General features: G+C 34.1%; 17 protein-coding genes. 11 read left to right on the top strand and 6 right to left on the bottom strand.

Annotated features, from left to right (window positions below):
- Nucleotides 1-5: 5 nt before the first annotated feature.
- Together OIU83_RS09805 and OIU83_RS09800 are read right to left on the bottom strand one after the other, a co-directional pair.
- Nucleotides 6-1661: an arylsulfatase gene (locus tag OIU83_RS09805; protein WP_264206079.1), complete on the bottom strand. Its 1656-nt coding sequence runs from the start codon at nucleotides 1659-1661 to the stop codon at nucleotides 6-8.
- A gap of 843 nt (nucleotides 1662-2504) precedes the next feature.
- Nucleotides 2505-2840, bottom strand: a complete 336-nt coding sequence (locus OIU83_RS09800) for a single-stranded DNA-binding protein (protein WP_264206078.1) — start codon at nucleotides 2838-2840, stop codon at nucleotides 2505-2507.
- A gap of 170 nt (nucleotides 2841-3010) precedes the next feature.
- On the opposite strand from OIU83_RS09800, the gene OIU83_RS09795 reads away from it, so the two are divergent.
- From OIU83_RS09795 to OIU83_RS09785, 3 genes are all read left to right on the top strand, one after another.
- Nucleotides 3011-4540, top strand: coding sequence for a bifunctional GNAT family N-acetyltransferase/carbon-nitrogen hydrolase family protein (locus tag OIU83_RS09795; protein ID WP_264206077.1), 1530 nt, complete (start codon nucleotides 3011-3013; stop codon nucleotides 4538-4540).
- Between the two features lie 185 nt (nucleotides 4541-4725).
- Nucleotides 4726-5073 carry a hypothetical protein gene (locus OIU83_RS09790; RefSeq protein WP_264206076.1) on the top strand — a complete coding sequence of 116 codons (348 nt, stop codon included), beginning with the start codon at nucleotides 4726-4728 and terminating at the stop codon, nucleotides 5071-5073.
- 14 nt (nucleotides 5074-5087) lie between these two features.
- Entirely contained in the window at nucleotides 5088-7487 is a 2400-nt protein-coding gene (locus OIU83_RS09785) for a M20/M25/M40 family metallo-hydrolase (RefSeq protein ID WP_264206075.1), read from the top strand.
- A 56-nt stretch (nucleotides 7488-7543) separates the two neighbouring features.
- Here the strand turns inward: OIU83_RS09785 and OIU83_RS09780 are convergent, their stop codons facing one another.
- Together OIU83_RS09780 and OIU83_RS09775 are read right to left on the bottom strand one after the other, a co-directional pair.
- Nucleotides 7544-8476: a DMT family transporter gene (locus tag OIU83_RS09780; protein ID WP_264206074.1), complete on the bottom strand. Its 933-nt coding sequence runs from the start codon at nucleotides 8474-8476 to the stop codon at nucleotides 7544-7546.
- A gap of 391 nt (nucleotides 8477-8867) precedes the next feature.
- Nucleotides 8868-9263 carry a rhodanese-like domain-containing protein gene (locus OIU83_RS09775; protein ID WP_264206073.1) on the bottom strand — a complete coding sequence of 132 codons (396 nt, stop codon included), beginning with the start codon at nucleotides 9261-9263 and terminating at the stop codon, nucleotides 8868-8870.
- Between the two features lie 147 nt (nucleotides 9264-9410).
- Here OIU83_RS09775 and OIU83_RS09770 point away from each other — a divergent pair, with 147 nt between their 5' ends.
- From OIU83_RS09770 to OIU83_RS09760, 3 genes are all read left to right on the top strand, one after another.
- Entirely contained in the window at nucleotides 9411-10310 is a 900-nt protein-coding gene (locus OIU83_RS09770; protein ID WP_264206072.1) for a LysR family transcriptional regulator, read from the top strand.
- Nucleotides 10298-10747: a GNAT family N-acetyltransferase gene (locus OIU83_RS09765; protein WP_264206071.1), complete on the top strand. Its 450-nt coding sequence runs from the start codon at nucleotides 10298-10300 to the stop codon at nucleotides 10745-10747. The genes OIU83_RS09770 and OIU83_RS09765 overlap by 13 nt, the downstream gene beginning before the upstream one ends.
- 261 nt (nucleotides 10748-11008) lie before the next feature.
- The gene (locus OIU83_RS09760; protein ID WP_264206070.1) at nucleotides 11009-11839 is read left to right on the top strand and encodes a Rossmann-fold NAD(P)-binding domain-containing protein; all 831 of its coding nucleotides are present in this window, start codon (nucleotides 11009-11011) and stop codon (nucleotides 11837-11839) included.
- A 241-nt stretch (nucleotides 11840-12080) separates the two neighbouring features.
- On the opposite strand, the gene OIU83_RS09755 is transcribed toward OIU83_RS09760, so the two are convergent.
- Entirely contained in the window at nucleotides 12081-14141 is a 2061-nt protein-coding gene (locus OIU83_RS09755; RefSeq protein ID WP_264206069.1) for a M13 family metallopeptidase, read from the bottom strand.
- Between the two features lie 209 nt (nucleotides 14142-14350).
- Here OIU83_RS09755 and OIU83_RS09750 point away from each other — a divergent pair, with 209 nt between their 5' ends.
- On the top strand, nucleotides 14351-15274 hold the full coding sequence (locus OIU83_RS09750; protein WP_264206068.1) for a DMT family transporter: 924 nt from the start codon (nucleotides 14351-14353) through the stop codon (nucleotides 15272-15274).
- 207 nt (nucleotides 15275-15481) lie between these two features.
- Here the strand turns inward: OIU83_RS09750 and OIU83_RS09745 are convergent, their stop codons facing one another.
- Nucleotides 15482-17542: a M13 family metallopeptidase gene (locus tag OIU83_RS09745; protein ID WP_264206067.1), complete on the bottom strand. Its 2061-nt coding sequence runs from the start codon at nucleotides 17540-17542 to the stop codon at nucleotides 15482-15484.
- 237 nt (nucleotides 17543-17779) lie between these two features.
- On the opposite strand from OIU83_RS09745, the gene OIU83_RS09740 reads away from it, so the two are divergent.
- From OIU83_RS09740 to OIU83_RS09725, 4 genes are all read left to right on the top strand, one after another.
- Nucleotides 17780-18445 carry an SCO family protein gene (locus OIU83_RS09740; RefSeq protein WP_264206066.1) on the top strand — a complete coding sequence of 222 codons (666 nt, stop codon included), beginning with the start codon at nucleotides 17780-17782 and terminating at the stop codon, nucleotides 18443-18445.
- A gap of 183 nt (nucleotides 18446-18628) precedes the next feature.
- Entirely contained in the window at nucleotides 18629-18859 is a 231-nt protein-coding gene (locus tag OIU83_RS09735; protein WP_035618447.1) for a FeoA family protein, read from the top strand.
- Between the two features lie 8 nt (nucleotides 18860-18867).
- Complete coding sequence (feoB, locus tag OIU83_RS09730) at nucleotides 18868-20967, top strand: ferrous iron transport protein B (RefSeq protein WP_264206065.1); 2100 nt, start codon at nucleotides 18868-18870, stop codon at nucleotides 20965-20967.
- Nucleotides 20968-20973: 6 nt separating this feature from the next.
- Nucleotides 20974-21099, top strand: coding sequence for a FeoB-associated Cys-rich membrane protein (locus tag OIU83_RS09725; RefSeq protein ID WP_319005350.1), 126 nt, complete (start codon nucleotides 20974-20976; stop codon nucleotides 21097-21099).
- The last annotated feature ends 22 nt before the right edge of the window (nucleotides 21100-21121 follow it).

Raw genomic sequence — 21121 nt, 5'->3', positions numbered from 1 at the left:
AATTTTTATTTTTTCTTAGATCCCTGAGCATTTTTCTTTAGCTCATTTTCTAATTTAATACCGCTAAGAGTTTCTTCCATAATTGTAAGAGGAGAGAAACTTGGTGGGATAGAACGTGGAGGGAATTCTTTGAAAGTTGCTGCAAATTCACCTACTTCAGCTATAAAATCGTAACCGAAATAAACATGGTTCAGAATCCAGTCCCAATAGGTATTAGAAGTAATATCTGCTCTTTCGTATGGATCTTGGAACAAGTTGTACATTTTTTGCAAACGTAATCTGGTAAAAGGTTCTGCCCAAAGCTCTAATGTTCCTTGCGAGCGTTGCTCTGCAAATACAGATTTATAATCTCCTTTTCTCATTGCTACAAGTAGACCATCATCATCCGAATAGATGAATTTAGTTCTCGCACTTTTAGGGCTAGTTCCTCTTAAATATGCCGATTGGTCAAACCCATCTAAATGTACTTTATAGTTTTTACCATTAGCGGTATAGCCTGTTAGTAATTTTTTTACCAAATCCGGTTCTCCTGCAATTGAAGCAAAAGTTGGTATCCAGTCATTATGAGCTACGATTTCGTTACTTACTGTACCTGGCTTAATAACTCCTGGCCAACGAACTACACAAGGAACTCTAAATGCACCTTCCCAGTTTGTATTTTTCTCAGAACGGAAAGGGGTCATAGCACCATCAGGCCAAGTATTCATGTGTGGACCATTATCTGTAGAGTACATTACGATGGTGTTATCGGCAATACCCAAATCATCTAATACTTTCAAAAGTTCTCCAACTGTAATATCGTGCTCAATCATACCATCGATATATTCACTATCTCCATGTGTATATTTCCCACGGTGCGATGCTCTTACGTGTGTACGTACGTGCATGCGAGTACCATTCCACCAAACGAAAAATGGTTTTCCTGCTGCATTTTGTCTTTTGATAAAATCGATTGCTGCTGCTGAAGTTTCATCATCTACAGTTTCCATTCTTTTTTTGGTAAGTGGTCCTGTATCTTCGATTCTTTGTTTTCCAACTTTCCCAAAGCGTGGATCTACCGTAGCATCATCTGTATTTGTAGCAGTACATTTCATTACTCCTCTTGGTCCAAATTTCTCTAAGAATTTTGGGTCTTTAGGATAATCTGGCAATTCTGGTTCTTCCTCGGCATTTAAGTGATAAAGGTTCCCGAAAAATTCATCAAATCCATTTACTGTAGGTAAGTTTTCGTTACGGTCACCCACGTGGTTTTTACCAAATTGTCCTGTAGCATATCCTAGATTTTTCATGATTCCTCCAATAGATGGATCTAACTGACTCATACCCATTGGCGCTCCTGGATAACCTACTTTGGTTAATCCTGTACGAATACCTTGTTGTCCGGTTAAGAATGCTGCACGACCAGCAGTACAACTTTGTTCACCGTAGTATTGAAGAAACATTTCTCCTTCTTTGGCTAAACGATCAATGTTGGGCGTAGTATACCCCATTAACCCATTGCTATATGCACTTATATTACTAATCCCAATATCATCTCCCCATATTACGAGGATATTAGGTTTTTTACTGTTTTGAGCTTCCAGCTGGGGCACTGTAAGACATCCTGCCGCAAAAATGAACATTGCGCCTTTTAATCCACACTTGTTAATTAATTGTTTCATAATAATAAAATTTGTTAATAATCCTTGTTGTTATAGATACTATAAATGCGAACCTAAGTGTCATTTTATGAGAACTAAGGGATAAAATGTTCTGCATTTATTTTACTTCTTTATTATCTTCCAACTTCTAGTTTTTATCAAAGTAAGCTACTGTTGGTTCATAAAAGCGCATGTTGGTAAACTGATATTTACCTGAAAGAGATTGTACTTAATCCTTAATTTTTATTTTCTCTTTAAATTAAATTAAACTTATATAGATTAACAAATATATAAGAAAAAAAATACAAATTGTATTTGGTATATACTATTTTACTTTGAATAATACTTATTTAAAAGAGTAAATCCAATACTCTTAAATGATAATAGCCAAAAAGCTAAAACTTCGGGTTCTAATTTCAGTAATCTAAAAACCCAATAAACTGAAACAGGAATTTTCTTAAAATTATCCTAAGGCTTTCAAAATTAAATATTAAAAAAACGCAACATCGATTAGATTTGACCTGCTTTGTTTCATTTTGTAAAATGGAACCTCAAAAAAATAATCTATTTTGTGTCATTTTGTAAGATGAAACCTTAACAAAACTAAATTGATCACGGTGTATTCTATAAAGCTTATTTTATATGTGCTATTTATTACAAATTTGTTCTTTATCGTTTTTTTTACCAAAATTTGAAAAAACAGAAAATTAAATTCGAAAAAACTTATAAGATGGAACACAATATGTAGTATTTTTTTTGAATTAATTAAAAAGAAACAAATTTTTTAATCATAAAAAAGTTCTATAAAATGACTTTCATAGAACTTTTAAATTAAAATTATTATAGTAACTTTATTATTACGGATTATTTACCTCCTAATAAAAGAAGCTCTGTTACAACTACTTCTGTCATATATCGTTTTTCTCCATTTTTGTCATCATAACTTCGATGCGTTAATTTACCTTCGATAGCTATTTCTTTTCCCTTAACTACATACTTTTCTATAATCTCAGCAGTTTTACCCCAAGCAACAAGACGATGCCATTCGGTTTGTTCTACTTTTTCTCCTTTATCGTTGGTATACCTCTCATTTGTGGCGATTACTAAATTGGCTAACTTTTTACCTCCCTCCAGGTTTTTAATTTCCGGATCGTTTCCTACGTTCCCTACTAATTGTACTTTGTTTCTTAATGTACTCATGGCGTGTATGTTTTAAATTGTTATGTTGAAATGTCTATCAAATCAACAGGGCAAAGATGCGACCTGAGTTTATGGTTAATCGGTTAGTAACTAATTACTTTCGACTGTAACTATTTGTAACCGTTTGTAAATGGGAATTTATTCATTATATTTGAGGAAAATCGCACAATATGCAGGCAAAAATCAATAAAGTCGAATTACGAAATTTAGAAATCGAAGACTATAAACAGTTAAAGAATTCTATGGTGGAATCTTATCCTGCAATGGCCGATTCTTATTGGAGGGTGGAACATATTGAAAAATTGCTTGAGATTTTCCCCGAGGGTCAATTGGTGATTCTTGTGGATGGAAAAGTTGTTGGATCGGCATTATCGCTAATTGTTGATGAAAAATTAGTCGACAAAAAACACAATTACCTCCAGATAGTAGGAGACTATACTTTCTCAACGCACAATAAAAATGGAGATATTTTATACGGAATCGACGTATTTATTCATCCCAATTATCGTGGATTACGCCTAGGGAGACGTTTATATGATGCCAGAAAGGAATTATGTGAGCAACTTAATTTAAAAGCAATTGTTTTTGCTGGTAGAATTCCGAATTATGCGCAACACGCCAAGAAATTAACTCCAAAAAATTATATAGATAAAGTAAAACACAAAGAACTGCATGATCCTGTTCTTTCGTTTCAGTTAAGTAATGATTTTCACGTTATCCGTATCATGAAAAATTATCTGGAAGGTGATGAAGCTTCTATGGAGTTTGCTGTACTTCTGGAATGGAATAATGTTTATTATGACGAAAGTCCGAAGTTAATAAACCTAGACAAAAGCATTATCCGACTTGGATTAATCCAATGGCAAATGCGCCAACTTAATAATATAGAAGCTCTCTTTGAGCAATCGGAGTTTTTTATAGATGTAGTCTCTGGTTATGGAAGTGATTTTGCTTTATTCCCAGAACTTTTTATTGCGCCTCTTATGGCCGATTACAATCACTTATCTGAGGCTGAGGCGATACGCGAATTAGCCAGACATTCGGATCCTATTCGTAAACGTTTTCAGGAATTTGCTATTTCTTATAATATCAATATTATTACTGGTAGTATGCCGTATATGGAAAATGGCAATTTATACAATGTTGGTTTTTTGTGTAAGCGTGACGGAACATCCGAGATGTATAGCAAAATACATATAACTCCTAACGAGGTACAACATTGGGGTATGAAAGGTGGATCGGAAATTAAGACTTTTGACACCGATTGCGGTAAAATAGGAATCTTGATTTGTTATGATGTTGAGTTCCCTGAGGTTTCGAGAATCATGTCTGACGAGGGCATGAATATCTTATTTGTTCCTTTCCTGACGGATACTCAAAATGCGTATGTTAGGGTAAAACATTGTGCTCAAGCAAGAGCGATTGAAAATGAATGTTATGTAGCTATTGCCGGTTGTGTTGGTAATTTACCAAAAGTAAACAACATGGATATTCAATATGCACAGGCTGCCGTATTTACACCTTCGGATTTTGCATTCCCTAGTAATGGAATAAAAGCCGAAGCAACACCAAACACTGAGATGACATTAATTGTAGATGTTGATCTGGATTTATTAAAAGATATTCATGAACATGGAAGCGTTCGAATTTTAAAAGACCGTCGACATGATTTATATGAAATCAAAAAATTAAAACCTTGAGAATCTCAGGATGCAAACAATAAGAAAAACAATAATACCGATTAGCCCTGATAGAGCCGGTATCCTCGTAACGGAGTGGAGAGATAAAGGCGATAGCAGGAACTATGTCAACAAATAAAAACTATTAATTCGCTCAAAATAATAAAATAAATCAAGCTGAATTATTAGCATAAAAAAATGAATCCATGAAAACATGCTTGGAGTGCTCGGAAAAAATTGTAGGTCGGGAGGATAAAAAATTCTGCTCCGATAGTTGTCGCAACGCCTACAATAATAAAATAAATAAAGACAGTACAAACTTTATGCGCAATGTAAACAACAAGTTGCGAAAAAATTACCGAATATTGTCGGAACTAAATACTGATGGAAAATCAAAATCGACTAAGTCTAAAATGCTTAGCAAAGGATTTGATTTTCAGTTTTTTACAAATATTTTGGAAACAAAAACAGGAAATACCTACTATTTTTTATACGACCAAGGATACCGTTCTTTGGAAGATGATTACTTTATGCTTGTTAAAAAAGAACTATAGCCCCCAAATACCACATGAAAAAAAACATTCCCTCCATCTTATCAATTCTGGTCATTCTCGCCATACTGACTTTTGTTTATGTTACTCTCAAACCACAATGGGTTTCTAAAGGAGAGGAAGCATTGGCCGAATTTTCGACCGACAGAGCTTTGGCTCATGTAAAAGAAATTGCTCAAAAACCGCATTACGTAGGTTCTGCAAATCACGAAATAGTAGCACAATACATAGAATCTGAGTTGAAAGAATTAGGATTGGAAACTTCTGTTCAGGAAGGCTTTACAATGAGCGACTGGGGAAATCTGGTTAAATCAAAAAATATCATGGCCCGCATAAAAGGGTCTAACAATACCAAAGCATTATTATTGCTATCGCATTATGATAGTGCTCCACATTCCTTCTCTCACGGTGCCAGCGATGATGCATCGGGAGTTGCAACAATTCTAGAAGGTGTTCGTGCTTTTTTATATAGCAAACAGCAACATAAAAATGATATTATTATCCTGTTTACCGATGCCGAAGAATTAGGATTAAATGGTGCTGCTCTTTTTGTAACGCAACACAAATGGGCAAAAGATGTAGGTTTGGTAATAAACTTTGAAGCTCGCGGTACTTCTGGTCCAAGCTATATGCTAATGGAAACCAATAGTGGAAATGCTGAATTGGTTAAAGAATTTGCTGCTGCAAAAACTACTTACCCTGTTTCTAACTCACTCATGTATAGCATTTATAAAATGTTACCGAATGATACCGATTTAACCGTTTTTAGAGAACAAGGTGATATCCAAGGATTTAATTTTGCATTTATCGATGATCATTTTAACTATCATACACAACAAGATGACCTTGCACATTTAAACAAAACCAGCTTAACGCACCAAGGAAGCTATCTAATGCCTTTGATGAAGTATTTCTCTAATACCGACTTAAATCATGCTCCAACTACTGAAGACTTTGTTTATTTTACGATTCCGTTTACGTTCATAAACTATCCTTTTGCTTGGGTTTTACCAATGACCCTTATTGCTTTAGGTCTTTTTATATTCTTTATTTTTATAGGAAAAGCCAAAAGAATTATCACATTCAGCGAAATATTCAGAGGTTTTGTACCATTATTGATTGCAATAGTTGTTGCTGGACTTATTACCTTTTTAGGCTGGAAAATTATTTTGCAAATTTACCCTCAATATAATGATTTGCTAAATGGCTTTACCTATAATGGCCATGCCTATATTGGAGCTTTTGTTTTATTGGCAATCGCAATTTGCTTTGCTTTTTACAATAAATTCTCGGATTCCAAAGTTACCATGAACCATTATGTTGCGCCATTATTTTTATGGATTGTTATTAATGGCTTATTAGCAAATAGTTTAAAAGGAGCTGGATTTTTAATCATTCCTGTTTACTTTGGATTGTTTCTATTTGCAGCTTTTGTAATTACCCAAAGAACCAATTTATTCATTAGCCTTTTATTCAGCATTCCTGCTTTATTGATTATTGCTCCGTTTATCCAAATGTTCCCAATAGGCTTGGGGTTAAAAGTTCTTTTTGGAAGTGCAATCCTAACCGTCTTAACTTTTGGATTATTACTTCCGGTATTTGGCTCATTTGCCAAAAAAGGAGGTTGGGCAATATTGTTTTTCATAGCATCGATTGGCTGTTTTGCTTGGGGAGGTTACACTTCTGGTTATGAAAATGGCAAAGCAAAATCAAACAGTTTGCTATACATATACAATGCAGACACTAATAAAGCCAAATGGGCAACTTATGATGTAAACCTGGATGATTGGACTCAAAAATATTTAGGACAAAACCCAAAAGATGCTGTAGCTTTAAATAGTCTTCCGTTGTTTAGCAAGTATAGTTCTGGTTTTACATATAGTGCCGATGCGCCACAAATAACTTTGGCAAAACCAACAATTGCATTTCTTCAAGATAGTGTGAGAGGAAATATGAGGTATTTAAAAATAAAAATTACACCTAGTAGAAATGTAAATCGTTACGATATTTTTGCCGACCCAAAAATGACATTCAATAATTTTAAAGCAAACGGTGTAACAACTCTTGGTCAAAAAGGAACACAACTAGCAAGAAATGGTGCCAAAATTTTAAGCTATTATGTTGTAAACAATGAACCGCTTGTAATGCAGTTTAACATTGAGGCAAAAACAGTTTTTGATATGACTTTAATGGAGAGTTCATTTGATTTACTGACCAATCCGATGCTTAATGTTGAACCTAGAAGTTCCTGGATGATGCCTACTCCATTTGTACTTAACAATGCCGTTGTTATTCAGGAAAAAATAAAACCTTCGAAAGTTATTTTGGATATACCTGCCACAACGATAGTCCCTCAAGACAGTACAAAGGTTGTAAAAGATAGCTTAATACCTACTACAGTCGCACCACGAATATAAAAATTACATAAAACAAGAAATCCCAAATTATCAAATTGATAGTTTGGGATTTTTCATTAACTACAAGCTGGTATTCCTTTCTTTATTGTAATCTCTTTTTCTTTCTTTTTATAATTGATAATAAAAACGCCCAAAATAATCAGCGCAGTTGCAATAATAAAATCAACCGTAATTACTTCGTCCAGCAGCAACCAACCCAAAAACACTGCAATTATAGTATTGATGTACGACAAAATAGAAATTTGAACCGCCGTAACTCGCTTTATCGCATAATGGTAAGAGAAGAATGCGAGTACTGAACCAAAAACTGACAAATATAAAGCTGCCGAAAAGCTTCTTAAACTCCATGAACTTATATCGGGATTGGGAGAAAATATAAAAGCCAAAACAAGCTGTACCAAAGTTGCTATTGCAAATTGGTAAAACAAATTGAGTGCGATTGTATTAGATTTATGTGCGTGTTTTTTGGTATAAATTGTTCCAGATGCCCAACCAAAAATTGCTAAACTTATAAATATAAGTCCATGTTCATAATTGGAGTCCAAAAATGCCCCTAGCCCATCTTTAAATATAAAAACAACGCCTGAGAAACCAATCACAACGCCAAAGAACCCTTTTAAACTTGCTTTTTGCAAACCAATAAAAACGCTTCCAATAAAAATAAGTATCGGAGATAATGCGCTCATTATAGAAGCTAACCCGCTTGGTAAAGTTTGTTCGGCAATTGTAGTAAACCCATTTGCAATAACAATCATTAATAAAGCCGGAATTAACTGATGCCTGAAATTTGCCCAGCCAATCCATTTAAGTTCTTTTTTAAATAGTAAAATAACCATTACTATTAATCCTGCAAAACCTTGGCGAATGGAAGTAACAAACCAAGGCGGAATTGTTTCTACCGCAACCCGGATTCCCAAAAAAGTTGTTCCCCATACAATTCCTACTGTCGCCAAACAGAGTAATAATTTATAATCTGGACTTTTTTCCATTATGATTAAATGTGTGTGTTTTTATAAATGTTAGCCAATGTATTTTTGTTGTTGTTGTTTTCCAATTCTTAAGGTCCTGACTTACCTCCTGCTTTAGCTGGAGGTTTAAGAATTGATTGTAATCTGGCTTTAGCCAAATAACAAAGCATTTTGACTAAAGCCAATTCCTAATATTCATTTTGTTACTCCAGCTAAAGCTGGAGCCAATTCAAAAAAGGAGAACAGAACCTAAGCAAATCTTAAAATATCAAAATCAATTGTGATTAATCATTTTCTCGCGAAGTCGCTAAGCTTGTATTTATTTTCTTTGTGGTTTTGCGTCTTTGCGAGAGATTTATTAGCCAAAGCATCGTAGTGGCTTTCTTAATTTTGTGCCATTAGGCGGCTATTCTTAACAAGCACATTCAATTTTCAACCCAACTTGCTTTCCATTTGTGCCTTCGGTAGCATAACCGTCAAATTTCCACCATTCGATTCCGCCCATTAGTTCTTTTACCTTAAAACCCAGTCGGGTCATATTAAGAGCGCCTTTTGTGGATGCGTTACAACCAATCCCATCACAATAGGTTACATATAAAATTTCTTTATCAAGGTGTTTTGTGCTTTCGATTGTCATTTCGCGATGCGGAATATTAATCGCTCCCGGTATATGCTCGGCTTCGTATCCAAAAGCTTTTCGGGCATCCAATGCAATTACTTTTTCTCCATTATTTAAGGCATCAAATAAGTCCGACGGATCCATCTCGAATGCTAGTTTATTTTCGTAATGCTTAATTTGCGTTTCCATTATAGTATTGTTTTAGTTATTTAACAATCCAAAATTAGAGCAACCACAACTGTAATAAAAACGAAAAGAATTCATCTATTACATTACTTTTTTTCATGCAAATGCAAGTATAAATTTTTGTTCCTTTGTGTAAACAACGCTCAGAAAATGGAAATAAGACATTTACGATTAATAAAAGCAATTGTCGAAGAAGGGAGTATTACCAAAGCTATTGATAAATTACATCTCACTCAATCGGCATTAAGCCACCAATTGAAAGAAGCAGAATATCAATTGGGCACCAAAATATTTTTAAGAACAAACAAAAAATTGGTTTTAACCAAAGCCGGTGAAAAATTATATGGGATTTCAAATGAAATTCTGGATAAAATATCAGAAACAGAGCTAGAAATCAAACAGATGGTTTTTGGCGAATATGGCGAAATCCGTATTAGTACCGAATGTTTTTCCAGCTATCATTGGTTACCTTCTGTTTTAAAACAATTTCACTTTGTATATCCAAATATTGAACTTAAGATTGTGACCGAAGCCACACAACAGCCAGTTCAGAAATTACTTGATAACGTAATAGATATTGGTATTGTAAGTGACATTATAAAAGATGACAGAATAAAATACCTTGAGCTTTTTCAGGATGAAATGGTAATGGTTGTATCTGAAAATCATTACTGGGCAGATAAAAAGTATGTTGTAGCCGAAGATTTCATCAATGAGCATTTAATCATCCATTCTTTACCGATGGAAAGTGTTACGATTCATCAACTGGTTTTGGCTCCAGCCAAAGTAGCTCCAAGAAAAATAACTCCCTTACCTCTTACCGAAGCTTCTCTTGAAATGATTAAAGCTGATATGGGAGTAATGTCTATGGCAAAATGGGCTTTGCAACCGTATTTAAAAAATAGCCCTTTAAAAGCGGTGAAAATTAGCAAAAACGGTTTAAAAAGAAAACATTTCATCGCTATTAGACAAAGCAAAGAATATCCAGACTATTTTAATCATTTTATAGAATTTTTACAAACCGAAATTCACCATCAATGGAATTTATAATACGAGATTGTAACACAAACGATTTACCCAAACTGGTCAACTTGTGCCAGAAACATGCCGAATACGAGAAAGCAACTTATAACCCTGAAGGAAAAGAAAACAAACTAAAACTTGCTTTGTTTACCGAAAGGCCAAAACTGTATTGCTTAATTGTTGAGATAAATGCATCAATTATTGGTTATGCTACTTATACTTTCGATTATTCTACATGGGATGCAGCCGACTTTATGTACTTGGATTGTTTGTATCTTGAGGATTCCGCTCGCGGATTTGGAATTGGTGAAGCTATTATAGAAAAACTTAAGCAAATTGCGATTAACAAAAACTGCATCAATATACAATGGCAAACACCAACATTTAATACAAGAGCAATAAAATTTTATAACCGTATTGGTGCAAACGGAAAAGACAAAGTTCGTTTTTCTCTACCCTTGTAACATATTGTTATATTGCAACCTGATTTAAGATTGTAACAAAAAAGTTAACCATATAAGTGATGAAAGTAAATATAAGCATGACTAATCAATGCAAAACTTAAATGAACTTACATCACTTAAATGGTTAAAAAATCTCATTGAATTATAAAGAAGTTTTAATAACTGTAAACTTAGCGACTTGGCGTCTTAGCGAGAAAGTTCAAAAACAGCTTTAAAAAGAAAACCTGTTTAAAAAAAATACACTGATTACAAGAAACAAAAATGACAAAAATTAGTATTTTAGGATGTGGATGGCTAGGATTTCCTTTGGCGAAAGCCATTATTACAACAGGTTTTTCAGTAAACGGATCTACAACCTCAACAGAAAAATTATCGATATTAGAAGAATCCGGGATTAATCCGTTTTTAATAAATATCAATCGTAACGAAGAGAATCCGCCTTTCGGCAAAAGTACATCAGGACAAATTGAAGCTTTTTTGAATGAAAGTAGTATTCTTATTATCGATATTCCGCCCAAATTGCGTGGCGAAAATGCAGATAACTTTGTAGATAAAATCAATTTTCTTATTCCGCTTATCGAAAAATCAACCATCGAGAAAGTACTTTTTATAAGTTCGACCTCTGTTTATGGTGAAAGTGATTTATTGATAACCGAAGAAACAAAACCTGACGCTGATACCGAAAGTGGTAAACAATTGATAATTGCCGAAACTCTTTTACAAAGCAATTTCACTTTTAAAACTACAGTTCTGCGTTTTGGAGGTTTAATTGACGAAGACCGAAACCCTATTAAATTTCTTGCTGGCAAAGAAAATGTTGAGAATCCCGATGCGCCTATCAACTTTATTCATCAGGAAGATTGCATTGGTATTATCCTAAAAATCATAGATTCTGAATCATGGAACCAAACCTTTAATGCTGTGGCTCCTTTTCATCCTACCCGAGAAAAATATTATACTCAAAAAGCAATCGAAAAGAATTTGGCTGTGCCAACATTCAGTCACGAAAAAGAAAGTGCTAAAAAGATTATTTCAAGCACTAAAATAGAAACTGTACTCGATTATAGTTTTAAAAAGGTACAGAGGCTCTGAGAGGCAAAGGTTCAAAGGCTTCGTTTACATACAAAAAACACAATCTTGTCAGGTTGAGCGTCCCGAAACTTCGGGAGAAGCCCCACAAGTAACTAACACATCGTATTCCCTAGATTATTGAACCACTAGTAGAGATTCCTCAATTCTTCAAAATATCAAGATTGTGATTGTTTTGCTGAGAAAAAGCATAAAAAAAGGGGCTGCTTTATTAAAGCAGCCCCTTTTATATATAAACTTGATATTACCAGATTTTAACTCTCTTTTCTGGTTCTATGTACATTTTGTCTCCTTTTTTAATAGAGAATGCTTCATAAAAAGAATCCATGTTTTGGATTGGCACATATCCACGATACATCCCTGGAGAGTGTGGATCTACTTTTACTTGGTTTTTCAAAGCTTCATCACGAGTTTTGGTTCTCCAAACAGTTGCCCAAGAAATAAAGAAACGTTGTTCTGGAGTAAATCCGTCGATTAAACCAGGATTACCATTTGCTTTTAAATACAATTGTAAACCATCATAAGCAGCATTTACTCCGCCTAAATCTCCAATGTTTTCACCCAAAGTAAATTTACCATCTACGTGAACTCCCGGAAGTGGTTCCAAGGCACTATATTGATCTGCAAGAGCAGTTCCTAATTTTGTAAATTCTTTCAAATCATTCTCTGTCCACCAGTCAACAAGGTTTCCATCTGCGTTATAACGTGCTCCAGCATCATCAAAACCATGAGAAATTTCATGTCCAATTACTGCACCGATTCCGCCATAATTAACCGCTTCATCTGCTTGATAGTTATAAAAAGGAGGTTGTAAGATGGCTGCCGGGAATACAATTTCGTTATACGATGGATTGTAATAGGCATTTACCGTTTGTGGAGACATTCCCCATTCAGTCTTATCAACCGGTTTACTCAAATCAGAAAGTCCTTTGTCAAAACTCCATTTGGAAACATTTCTCATGTCTTCAAAATAAGTTCCACCTTCGGCAAGACTTTTAATTTGTAAAGCCGAGTAGTCTTTCCATTTATCAGGATAACCAATTTTAATAGTAATCTTTTTTAACTTCTCAATCGCTTTAACTTTAGTTGCCGCAGACATCCAAGTTAGATTATTTATTCTGTTTTGGTATGCTAAAATTACATTTTCGATCATTTTTTCTGCTTTTGCTTTAGCTTCAGCTGGAAATAATTTCTCTACATATAATTTACCTAATGCCTCACCAACAGTTTGATTCACAACTTGAAGTGCTCTTTCTTCGCGTGGACGCTGCTTAATTGCTCCTGTTAAAGTTTTTCCGTAAAAATCAAAATTAGCAATTTCTATATCTGTAGATAATTGTGATGCAGTGGCTCTTAAGAAAGACCATTTCATGTATTCTTTCCAAGCCGCTACATTATTTTCTTTGAAAATAGTTTCCAAAGCTTTCATATATCTTGGCTGCGTTACGATAACTGTATCTACCTTGGCCATTCCTATACCGTTTAAGTAATTTTTCCAGTTAATCGCTGGTGTCATCTTTTGTAAATCGGCAATAGAAGTTGGATTATACTGTAATCGGCTATCTCTACGTTCTACTCTATCTAATCTAGGTTTAGACATTTCGACCTCTAATGCTAATATTTTTTCAGCGTTTTGTTTTGCAGCTACAGGAGTCTCTCCTATAAATTGCAACATTCTCGCTACGTGAAGTACATATTTTTCACGTTTTTCTTTAGAATCTTTATCTTCAGATGTATAATAATCTTTATCCGGTAATCCTAATTTACCTAAATCAAGGCTAACAGAATTTTTGGTACTATTTTTTTCATCAGCACCTACATATACTCCAAAAAAACCAACTCCTCCAATAGGTTCGGTTTCGATTAAAAATTTCTCTAGATCGGCAATATTTTTTATTGCATCTATCTTTTTTAGATATGGCTTTAAAGGTGTAATCCCTTGTTTGTTTCTCCCAACTGTGTCAAGAATAGCGTTGAAAATATTTATAGCTTTACCCTGATCAGTATTCGATTTATATTTTGGATCTTTTGATGCTTCTTTTAAAATAGCAAGAGAATTTGCATCTGTTTTCTTCAGCAATTCATTAAAACTACCCCATGTAGTTCTATCACTTGGAATCTCGGTTTTCGCCAACCACGTTCCATTTACATAACGGAAAAAATCTTCACTTGGCTTAACACTTTTATCCATTAAAGAGACATCAATTCCCGATGCTGAAGGCTCCTGGGTTTGTGCCTGACACATTGCAAAACCCAATACTGCAGGAATCGCAAACAGCAAATGCTTACTATTATTTTTTTTCATTGTTAATTATGGTTTTATAGTTATTTACAAACTTATTGTTATTCTTTTAAATAAATCGTTAATTTTTGTTAGATTTTACTCTACTTCTGAATTGGTCTATATTTTAAAAAAATGTTACAGATTTAGATCAAAAAGTGTAATCTAAAAGCAATTTAATGATATTAATTGAAAATAATTTCTGAATATTTACATCTCAAAACCATCATTACGTGAGAGCTAAAATTCAGCAGGCATTTTCCAACAAAGTAGAATCTATCGGATTGCCGATACTCGCTTTATGCTGGGTAAGTTTTTTTTGGGGAACAACATGGTTGGCATCCAAAGAAGGTGTTAAACATATGCCTGCGTTACAACTCGCAACCATCCGACAATTTATTGGCGGTATTTTATATGTGGGTTATTTTATACTCAAGAAAGAACCATGGCCAAAAGGAAAACAATGGCGGACTATTTTGGTTTTAAGCATTTTGAATTTCGCTTGTAGCAATGGCTTAAGTACTTGGGGGGTAAAATATATTAGTAGTGGTTTGGGTGCTATTATCGGCGCTATTTTCCCAATATGGATTGTTATTATTTGCTTTTTTAAAGGGGAACGCATTGCCCGACTTGCAGTTGCAGGACTCTTAATATGCTTTGTGGGTGTTTGTATCATTTTTGTAGACCATCTAACCGATTTTCTAAATCCTCAATTTCAATTCGGAATCTTCTTATCTGTAGCTTCAACTATAACCTGGGCTTTCGGAATTTTACATACCAAGAAAAAAGCGGCAAGTTTTAACCCCTATTTTAGTTTAGGATTACAAATGTTTATTTCGAGTTTCATACTTTTTGGAATAACCGAAGCCACCGGAACCAACATATCCCTCGACAAAATCCCTGCAACGGCATGGTGGGCAATTGGTTATCTGGTTATCATTGGATCTGTGCTAACTTTTATTGCATTTATCTATACATTACAACATCTGCCAAAAGAAATCAGCAGTATCTATGCTTACATCAATCCTATTGTTGCCATTTTATTAGGATACATGCTTTTTGGCGAAACACTTACTCCTGCTATTATTATTGGGGTTTTGGTAACTTTAATTGGTTTGTATTTGGTCAATTCTTCTATTAGGAAGATAAAAAAGTAGACTAATTAGATTGTTAGACTGGCTTAGACTTTTAGACTCCTTAGATTATTAGACTTTTTAAATATTGGTATTTAAGAAAAATAGCTTTTAGGCACAAAATACTTAATACTTAATACTTAATACTTAATACTTAATACTTAATACTTAATACTTAATTAAATAAAAAACGGCTGTCTTAAATAAGACAGCCGTTTTTTGTATTTTATTTTACCAAATCTTAACTCGTTTTGATGGTTCTATATACATACCATCTTCCGGTTTTATCGAGAATGCATCATAAAAAGCCTCTACATTTTGCAACGGCACATAAGCTCGGTACATTCCCGGAGCGTGTGGATCTGTTTTAACCTGACTTTTTATTGCTTCATCACGACTCTTAGTTCTCCAAACTGTTGCCCAAGAAATAAAGAAACGTTGTTCTGGTGTAAAACCATCTATTAATCCAGGGTTTCCATTGGCTTTTAAGTACAACTGCAATCCATCATAAGCAGCATTTATACCACCTAAATCGCCTATGTTTTCACCTAATGTAAACTTTCCGTCTACGTGAATTCCAGGTAAAGGCTCTAATGCACTATATTGGTTTGCCAATGCAGTTCCTAAAGCTGTAAATTGTTTTAAATCATCTGCCGTCCACCAGTCAACTAGATTACCGTTTGCGTCATAACGTGCACCCGAATCATCAAAACCATGAGAAATTTCATGACCAATTACCGCACCAATTCCGCCATAATTAACTGCTTCATCTGCTTGATAATTGTAAAATGGAGGTTGTAAGATAGCTGCTGGAAATACAATTTCGTTATACGATGGGTTGTAATAAGCATTTACAGTTTGCGGAGACATTCCCCATACCGTTTTATCAACTGTTTTTTTGTATTTAGCAATATCTTGATTATAATTCCATTTGGCTAGGTTAATGCTATTCTCAAAATAACTTCCTCCCTCGGGTACATCTTTAATAACCAACTCGCTGTAATCTTTCCATTTATCAGGATAACCAATTTTTATGGCAATTTTATTCAGTTTTTCAATTGCTTTAATTTTAGTTTCTGCAGACATCCAAGGCAAATTGGTAATACGGTTTTGGTATGCCAAAACTACATTCTGAATCATTTTTTCGGCTTTTACTTTAGCTTCAGCTGGAAACATTTTCTCAACATACAATTTACCTAAAGATTCTCCAACCACTTGGTTTATTACCTGAAGTGCTCTTTCTTCTGCTGGACGTTGTTTTATCGCTCCAGTTAATGTTTTTCCGTAAAAATCAAAACTAGCATCTTCTATTTGAGTAGTTAACTGCGAAGATGTTTTGTTTAAAATACTCCATTTTAAATACTCTTTCCAAGCACCTACTTTATTTTCGGTAAAAATGGTTTGTAATGCTTTCATGTAACGAGGTTGCATTACAATAATCGTATCCACTTTTACCATTCCTATATCTGTAAGGTATTTATCCCACTGTATTCCAGGAGTCATTTTCTTAAGATCAGCAACAGCCGTAGGATTATATTGTAATCTTCCGTCTCTACGCTCCACACGGTCTAATCTTGGTGCAGACATGGCAATTTCTAAAGCTAAGATCTGAGTAGCATTTTCTTTTGCCTTTTGTGGAGTCTCCCCTATTAATTGCAACATTCTTGCAATATGAAGTTCATACTTAGCACGTTTTTCCTTAGAATCCTTATCTTCAGACACATAATAATCCTTATCAGACAGTCCTAATCGACCTACGCTTAAGCTAACAGCATTAACATTACTGTTCTTTTTATCAGCACCGATATAAAACCCAAAAAAACCAATGCCTCCCTGAGATTCCATTTCTGCCAAGAAATTCTGCAAATCGGCTACATTTTTTATAGCATCAATTTTCTTTAAGTATGGTTGCAGCGGCGTAATTCCTCTCTTATTTCTTCCAACAGTGTCTAAGATTGTATTAAAAAGAGCGATTGCTTTTCCTTGATCTGTATTCGATTTATATTTTTGACTTTTTGAAGCTTCTTTCAAAATTGCCAAAGCATCATTATCAGTCTTCTGACGTAGTTCATTAAAACTTCCCCAAGCATTTCTATCACTAGGTATCTCCGTTTTATCGAGCCAAGTCCCATTAACATATCTAAAAAAATCTTGGCTTGGATTTACATTTTTATCCATTAAAGAAACATCAATGCCTGATGCTTTTGGCGCCATGCTTTGGGCTTGACACATTGCAAATCCTAACATTGCAGGAATTGCAAACAACAAATGTCTATTAACTTGTTTTTTCATATTTGTTTTTAGTTTAGTATTTACAAACTTATCGTTATTATTTTGAATAAAATGTTAAGGATTATACGATTTTTAGTTTCAAAAATCGAAAATCTTTAGTTGTTTCCTAACAAAACAAATAATATTACAATACATTCCTATCATCTTGGCAGAAATCACATCCTATAATTTGGTTAAAAAAAACAATGTTACCGTATTTAAAAAGAGGTTTTTGTACTTTTGCCCCAAATTTTGTTTATGAAATCTTTACTTTACAAATACAGGAAATTTTTCTTGGCCCTATTCGTGTTTTCTGCAATTACAATTTCGCTATTTTACACAGCCTTAAAACCAAGTAAAACATTACCTATTTACAATCCTGCCGATGTAAACCCTGAGTTGGTTGACAGCACTATGCAATACAAAAGCAAATACCATACGATTGCCGATTTCTCATTTGTAAATCAGAATGGAGATACTATTACTCAAAAAAATTACGAAGGAAAAATATACGTAGCCGATTTCTTTTTCACAACTTGTGGCTCTATATGTCCTAAAATGACCGCTAATCTAGCCGATGTTCAAAAAGCAATTCTGAATAATCCAAAAGTTATGTTGCTTTCACATACCGTATTTCCCGAAACCGACAGCATTCCTGTTTTAAAAGCCTACGCTATAAAAAATGGTGTAGTAGATAGCAAATGGAATCTTGTTACTGGCGATAAAAAAGAAATTTACACCATGGCTCGAAAATCATACTTGGCAGTAAAACTAGGAAGACCAGATCAATTATATGACATGGTACATACCGAAAACTTTGTTTTGGTAGACCAAAAAAGACGCGTTCGTGGTTTTTATGACGGAACAAAAAAAGAAGATATTCAAAAACTAATAGCAGATATTAACTTTTTGTGTACCGAATAACTTTTCGGTTTTATAATTCCTTCCAAAAGCGTTAATTATCTGAATAAACAGTTTTTGTTTAACGTTTAATGAATCACATTTCATATGTGAATTATATCTTAAAACATTGAAACCATAGCGTAAAATGGCCTTAAATAAATATTAAATGATTAATATTGCAATATTAATTCAATCTAAATAAACTTGAAACATTCTATCCACACACTGAAAAAAGGCGAAAAAGCCATTATCAAAGAATTTGATATTGATCTGGTTCCGTTGAAATTATTAGAAATGGGTTGTTTGCCGGGTAATATGGTCGAATTACTTCAAATTGCTCCTTTTGGAGATCCCTTGTATTTGAATATTAATGGTTCACATGTAGCGATTCGTATAGAAACAGCTCGTGTAATTGAAGTAGAAATAATCAAATAGAATTTGCAATGAATATCCAAAATATAAATGTTGCCTTAATCGGTAATCCAAACACAGGAAAAACTTCAGTTTTTAATCAATTAACAGGTCTTAACCAGCAAGTAGGAAACTATCCGGGAATTACTGTTGAGAAAAAAATGGGTTTTTGCAAATTACCTAATAATATTAAAGCCAACATTCTCGATTTACCGGGAACGTACAGCTTAAATGCCAGTTCTATAGATGAGAATGTGGTAATTGAGCTTTTACTAAACAAAAACGACAAGCTATATCCGGATGTAGCTCTTGTTGTTACAGATGTTGAAAATCTTAAACGAAACTTACTTCTTTATACTCAAATAAAAGACCTTGAAATCCCAACGATATTAGTCATTAACATGGCCGATAGAATGGAAACCAAAGGAATAACGCTTGACATCCCTTATCTTGAAGAACATTTAAAAACAAAAATTGCTTTAATAAGTTCCCGTAAAGGTCATGGAATCGAAGAGCTTAAAAACTTAATTGTTACTTATAAAAACATTCCGAACGAACCTTGTTTAAACGCATCGGTCATTGATCCAGAGTATTTTAAGAGTTTACAACACGCCTTCCCTAACCAGTTATTGTACAAACTATGGTTGGTAATCACACAAGACGTAAACTTTTTAAATCTTGATCGAAACGAAATCAGAAGTACTTTTACCAAATCACATTCGGAGTTAAAACGTTTGCAACAAAAAGAAACCATCAAAAGATATCAGTTTATAAATGATGTTTTAAAAGAAGGTCTAAAAGTAGATCATACTGTTGCCAAAGATTTCCGCGCAAAGCTAGACCGTGTCTTAACTCACAAAGTTTGGGGATATGTGGTGTTTTTTGCCATACTATTTATCATATTTCAATCTATTTTCCAATGGTCAACAATACCAATGGATTTTATCGATAGCACATTTGCATCGTTAAGCTCTTTGGCAGCCGAAAAATTACCAAGCGGAATCTTAACCGACTTAATATCGCAGGGAATTATCCCGGGTATTGGAGGTATCTTAATATTTATTCCCCAAATTGCCTTTTTGTTCCTCTTTATTTCTATACTTGAAGAAAGTGGTTATATGAGCCGTGTGGTTTTTCTTATGGATAAAATCATGCGTAAATTTGGATTGTCAGGAAAAAGCATCGTGCCTTTAATTTCGGGTACTGCCTGTGCAATTCCAGCTATTATGGCAACAAGAAATATAGAAAACTGGAAAGAAAGATTAATCACAATTCTGGTAACTCCATTTACAACCTGTTCTGCCAGATTACCTGTGTATGCCATTATTATTTCATTGGTGATTCCTAACGAACGTGTTTTTGGAATACTTAACATGCAAGGATTGACATTAATGTTATTGTATCTTCTAGGTTTTGGAATGGCGATTTTCTCGTCTTATATTTTAAACAAAATCCTAAAAGTAAAAGGCAAAACATATTTTGTAGTCGAAATGCCAAACTACAAATTACCATTATTCAAGAACGTAGCAATTAATGTAATCGAGAAAACAAAAGCATTCGTTTTTGGCGCAGGAAAAATAATCTTGGCAATATCCGTTATTTTATGGTTTTTAGCCTCTTACGGACCCGGAAACAACTTTAATAACGCAGAAGCTATCGTAATAGAAAGAACCAAAGACAAGCCTCTTGATAAGCTTGAACTTGAAGAAGCTATTGCATCTCAAAAAATAGAGAACTCCTATATCGGATTAATGGGTAAAACCATCGAGCCAGCAATTTCTCCTTTAGGGTATGACTGGAAAATTGGTATTGCAATTATTAGTTCATTTGCAGCCAGAGAAGTTTTTGTAGGTACATTGGCAACCATATATAGCGTGGGTGGTAGTGATAATGAAGCTACTATAAAAAGTAAAATGCAACAAGAAATTAACCCTGAAACCGGCGCTAAAATTTTCAATTTTGCCTCAGGAGTTTCCTTGTTACTCTTCTATGCTTTTGCACTTCAATGCGCGAGTACACTTGCCGTTACCAAAAAAGAAACAAACTCTTGGAAATGGCCAATGATCCAACTCATATTAATGAGTGGTTTTGCATACATTGTGGCTTTACTAGCCTACCAATTATTAAAATAAAATATTATGGTACAAGAAATAATAGCCTTTATAATTCTATTTGCAGCAGTTGCTTTCATTATTCGCAAGTTTTTTTGGAAACCTAAAAAGAAAAAGGGCGACTGTGGAGAGAATGACTGTGGATGTCACTAAGAAAAGGGACTAAGACTTTTAA

Origin of the sequence: Flavobacterium shii (assembly GCF_025847235.1) — a bacterium.
In the GTDB taxonomy this organism is placed as follows: domain Bacteria; phylum Bacteroidota; class Bacteroidia; order Flavobacteriales; family Flavobacteriaceae; genus Flavobacterium; species Flavobacterium shii.
This window is presented reverse-complemented; position numbering and strand designations above follow the sequence as displayed.

Excerpts from the sequence above, each read along its gene's own strand:
- OIU83_RS09805 (WP_264206079.1), bottom strand. The coding sequence starts at position 1,661 with ATGAAACAATTAATTAACAAGTGTGGATTAAAAGGCGCAATGTTCATT.
- OIU83_RS09800 (WP_264206078.1), bottom strand. The coding sequence starts at position 2,840 with ATGAGTACATTAAGAAACAAAGTACAATTAGTAGGGAACGTAGGAAAC.
- OIU83_RS09795 (WP_264206077.1), top strand. The coding sequence starts at position 3,011 with ATGCAGGCAAAAATCAATAAAGTCGAATTACGAAATTTAGAAATCGAA.
- OIU83_RS09790 (WP_264206076.1), top strand. The coding sequence starts at position 4,726 with ATGAAAACATGCTTGGAGTGCTCGGAAAAAATTGTAGGTCGGGAGGAT.
- OIU83_RS09785 (WP_264206075.1), top strand. The coding sequence starts at position 5,088 with ATGAAAAAAAACATTCCCTCCATCTTATCAATTCTGGTCATTCTCGCC.
- OIU83_RS09780 (WP_264206074.1), bottom strand. The coding sequence starts at position 8,476 with ATGGAAAAAAGTCCAGATTATAAATTATTACTCTGTTTGGCGACAGTA.
- OIU83_RS09775 (WP_264206073.1), bottom strand. The coding sequence starts at position 9,263 with ATGGAAACGCAAATTAAGCATTACGAAAATAAACTAGCATTCGAGATG.
- OIU83_RS09770 (WP_264206072.1), top strand. The coding sequence starts at position 9,411 with ATGGAAATAAGACATTTACGATTAATAAAAGCAATTGTCGAAGAAGGG.
- OIU83_RS09765 (WP_264206071.1), top strand. The coding sequence starts at position 10,298 with ATGGAATTTATAATACGAGATTGTAACACAAACGATTTACCCAAACTG.
- OIU83_RS09760 (WP_264206070.1), top strand. The coding sequence starts at position 11,009 with ATGACAAAAATTAGTATTTTAGGATGTGGATGGCTAGGATTTCCTTTG.
- OIU83_RS09755 (WP_264206069.1), bottom strand. The coding sequence starts at position 14,141 with ATGAAAAAAAATAATAGTAAGCATTTGCTGTTTGCGATTCCTGCAGTA.
- OIU83_RS09745 (WP_264206067.1), bottom strand. The coding sequence starts at position 17,542 with ATGAAAAAACAAGTTAATAGACATTTGTTGTTTGCAATTCCTGCAATG.
- OIU83_RS09740 (WP_264206066.1), top strand. The coding sequence starts at position 17,780 with ATGAAATCTTTACTTTACAAATACAGGAAATTTTTCTTGGCCCTATTC.
- feoB (WP_264206065.1), top strand. The coding sequence starts at position 18,868 with ATGAATATCCAAAATATAAATGTTGCCTTAATCGGTAATCCAAACACA.
- OIU83_RS09725 (WP_319005350.1), top strand. The coding sequence starts at position 20,974 with ATGGTACAAGAAATAATAGCCTTTATAATTCTATTTGCAGCAGTTGCT.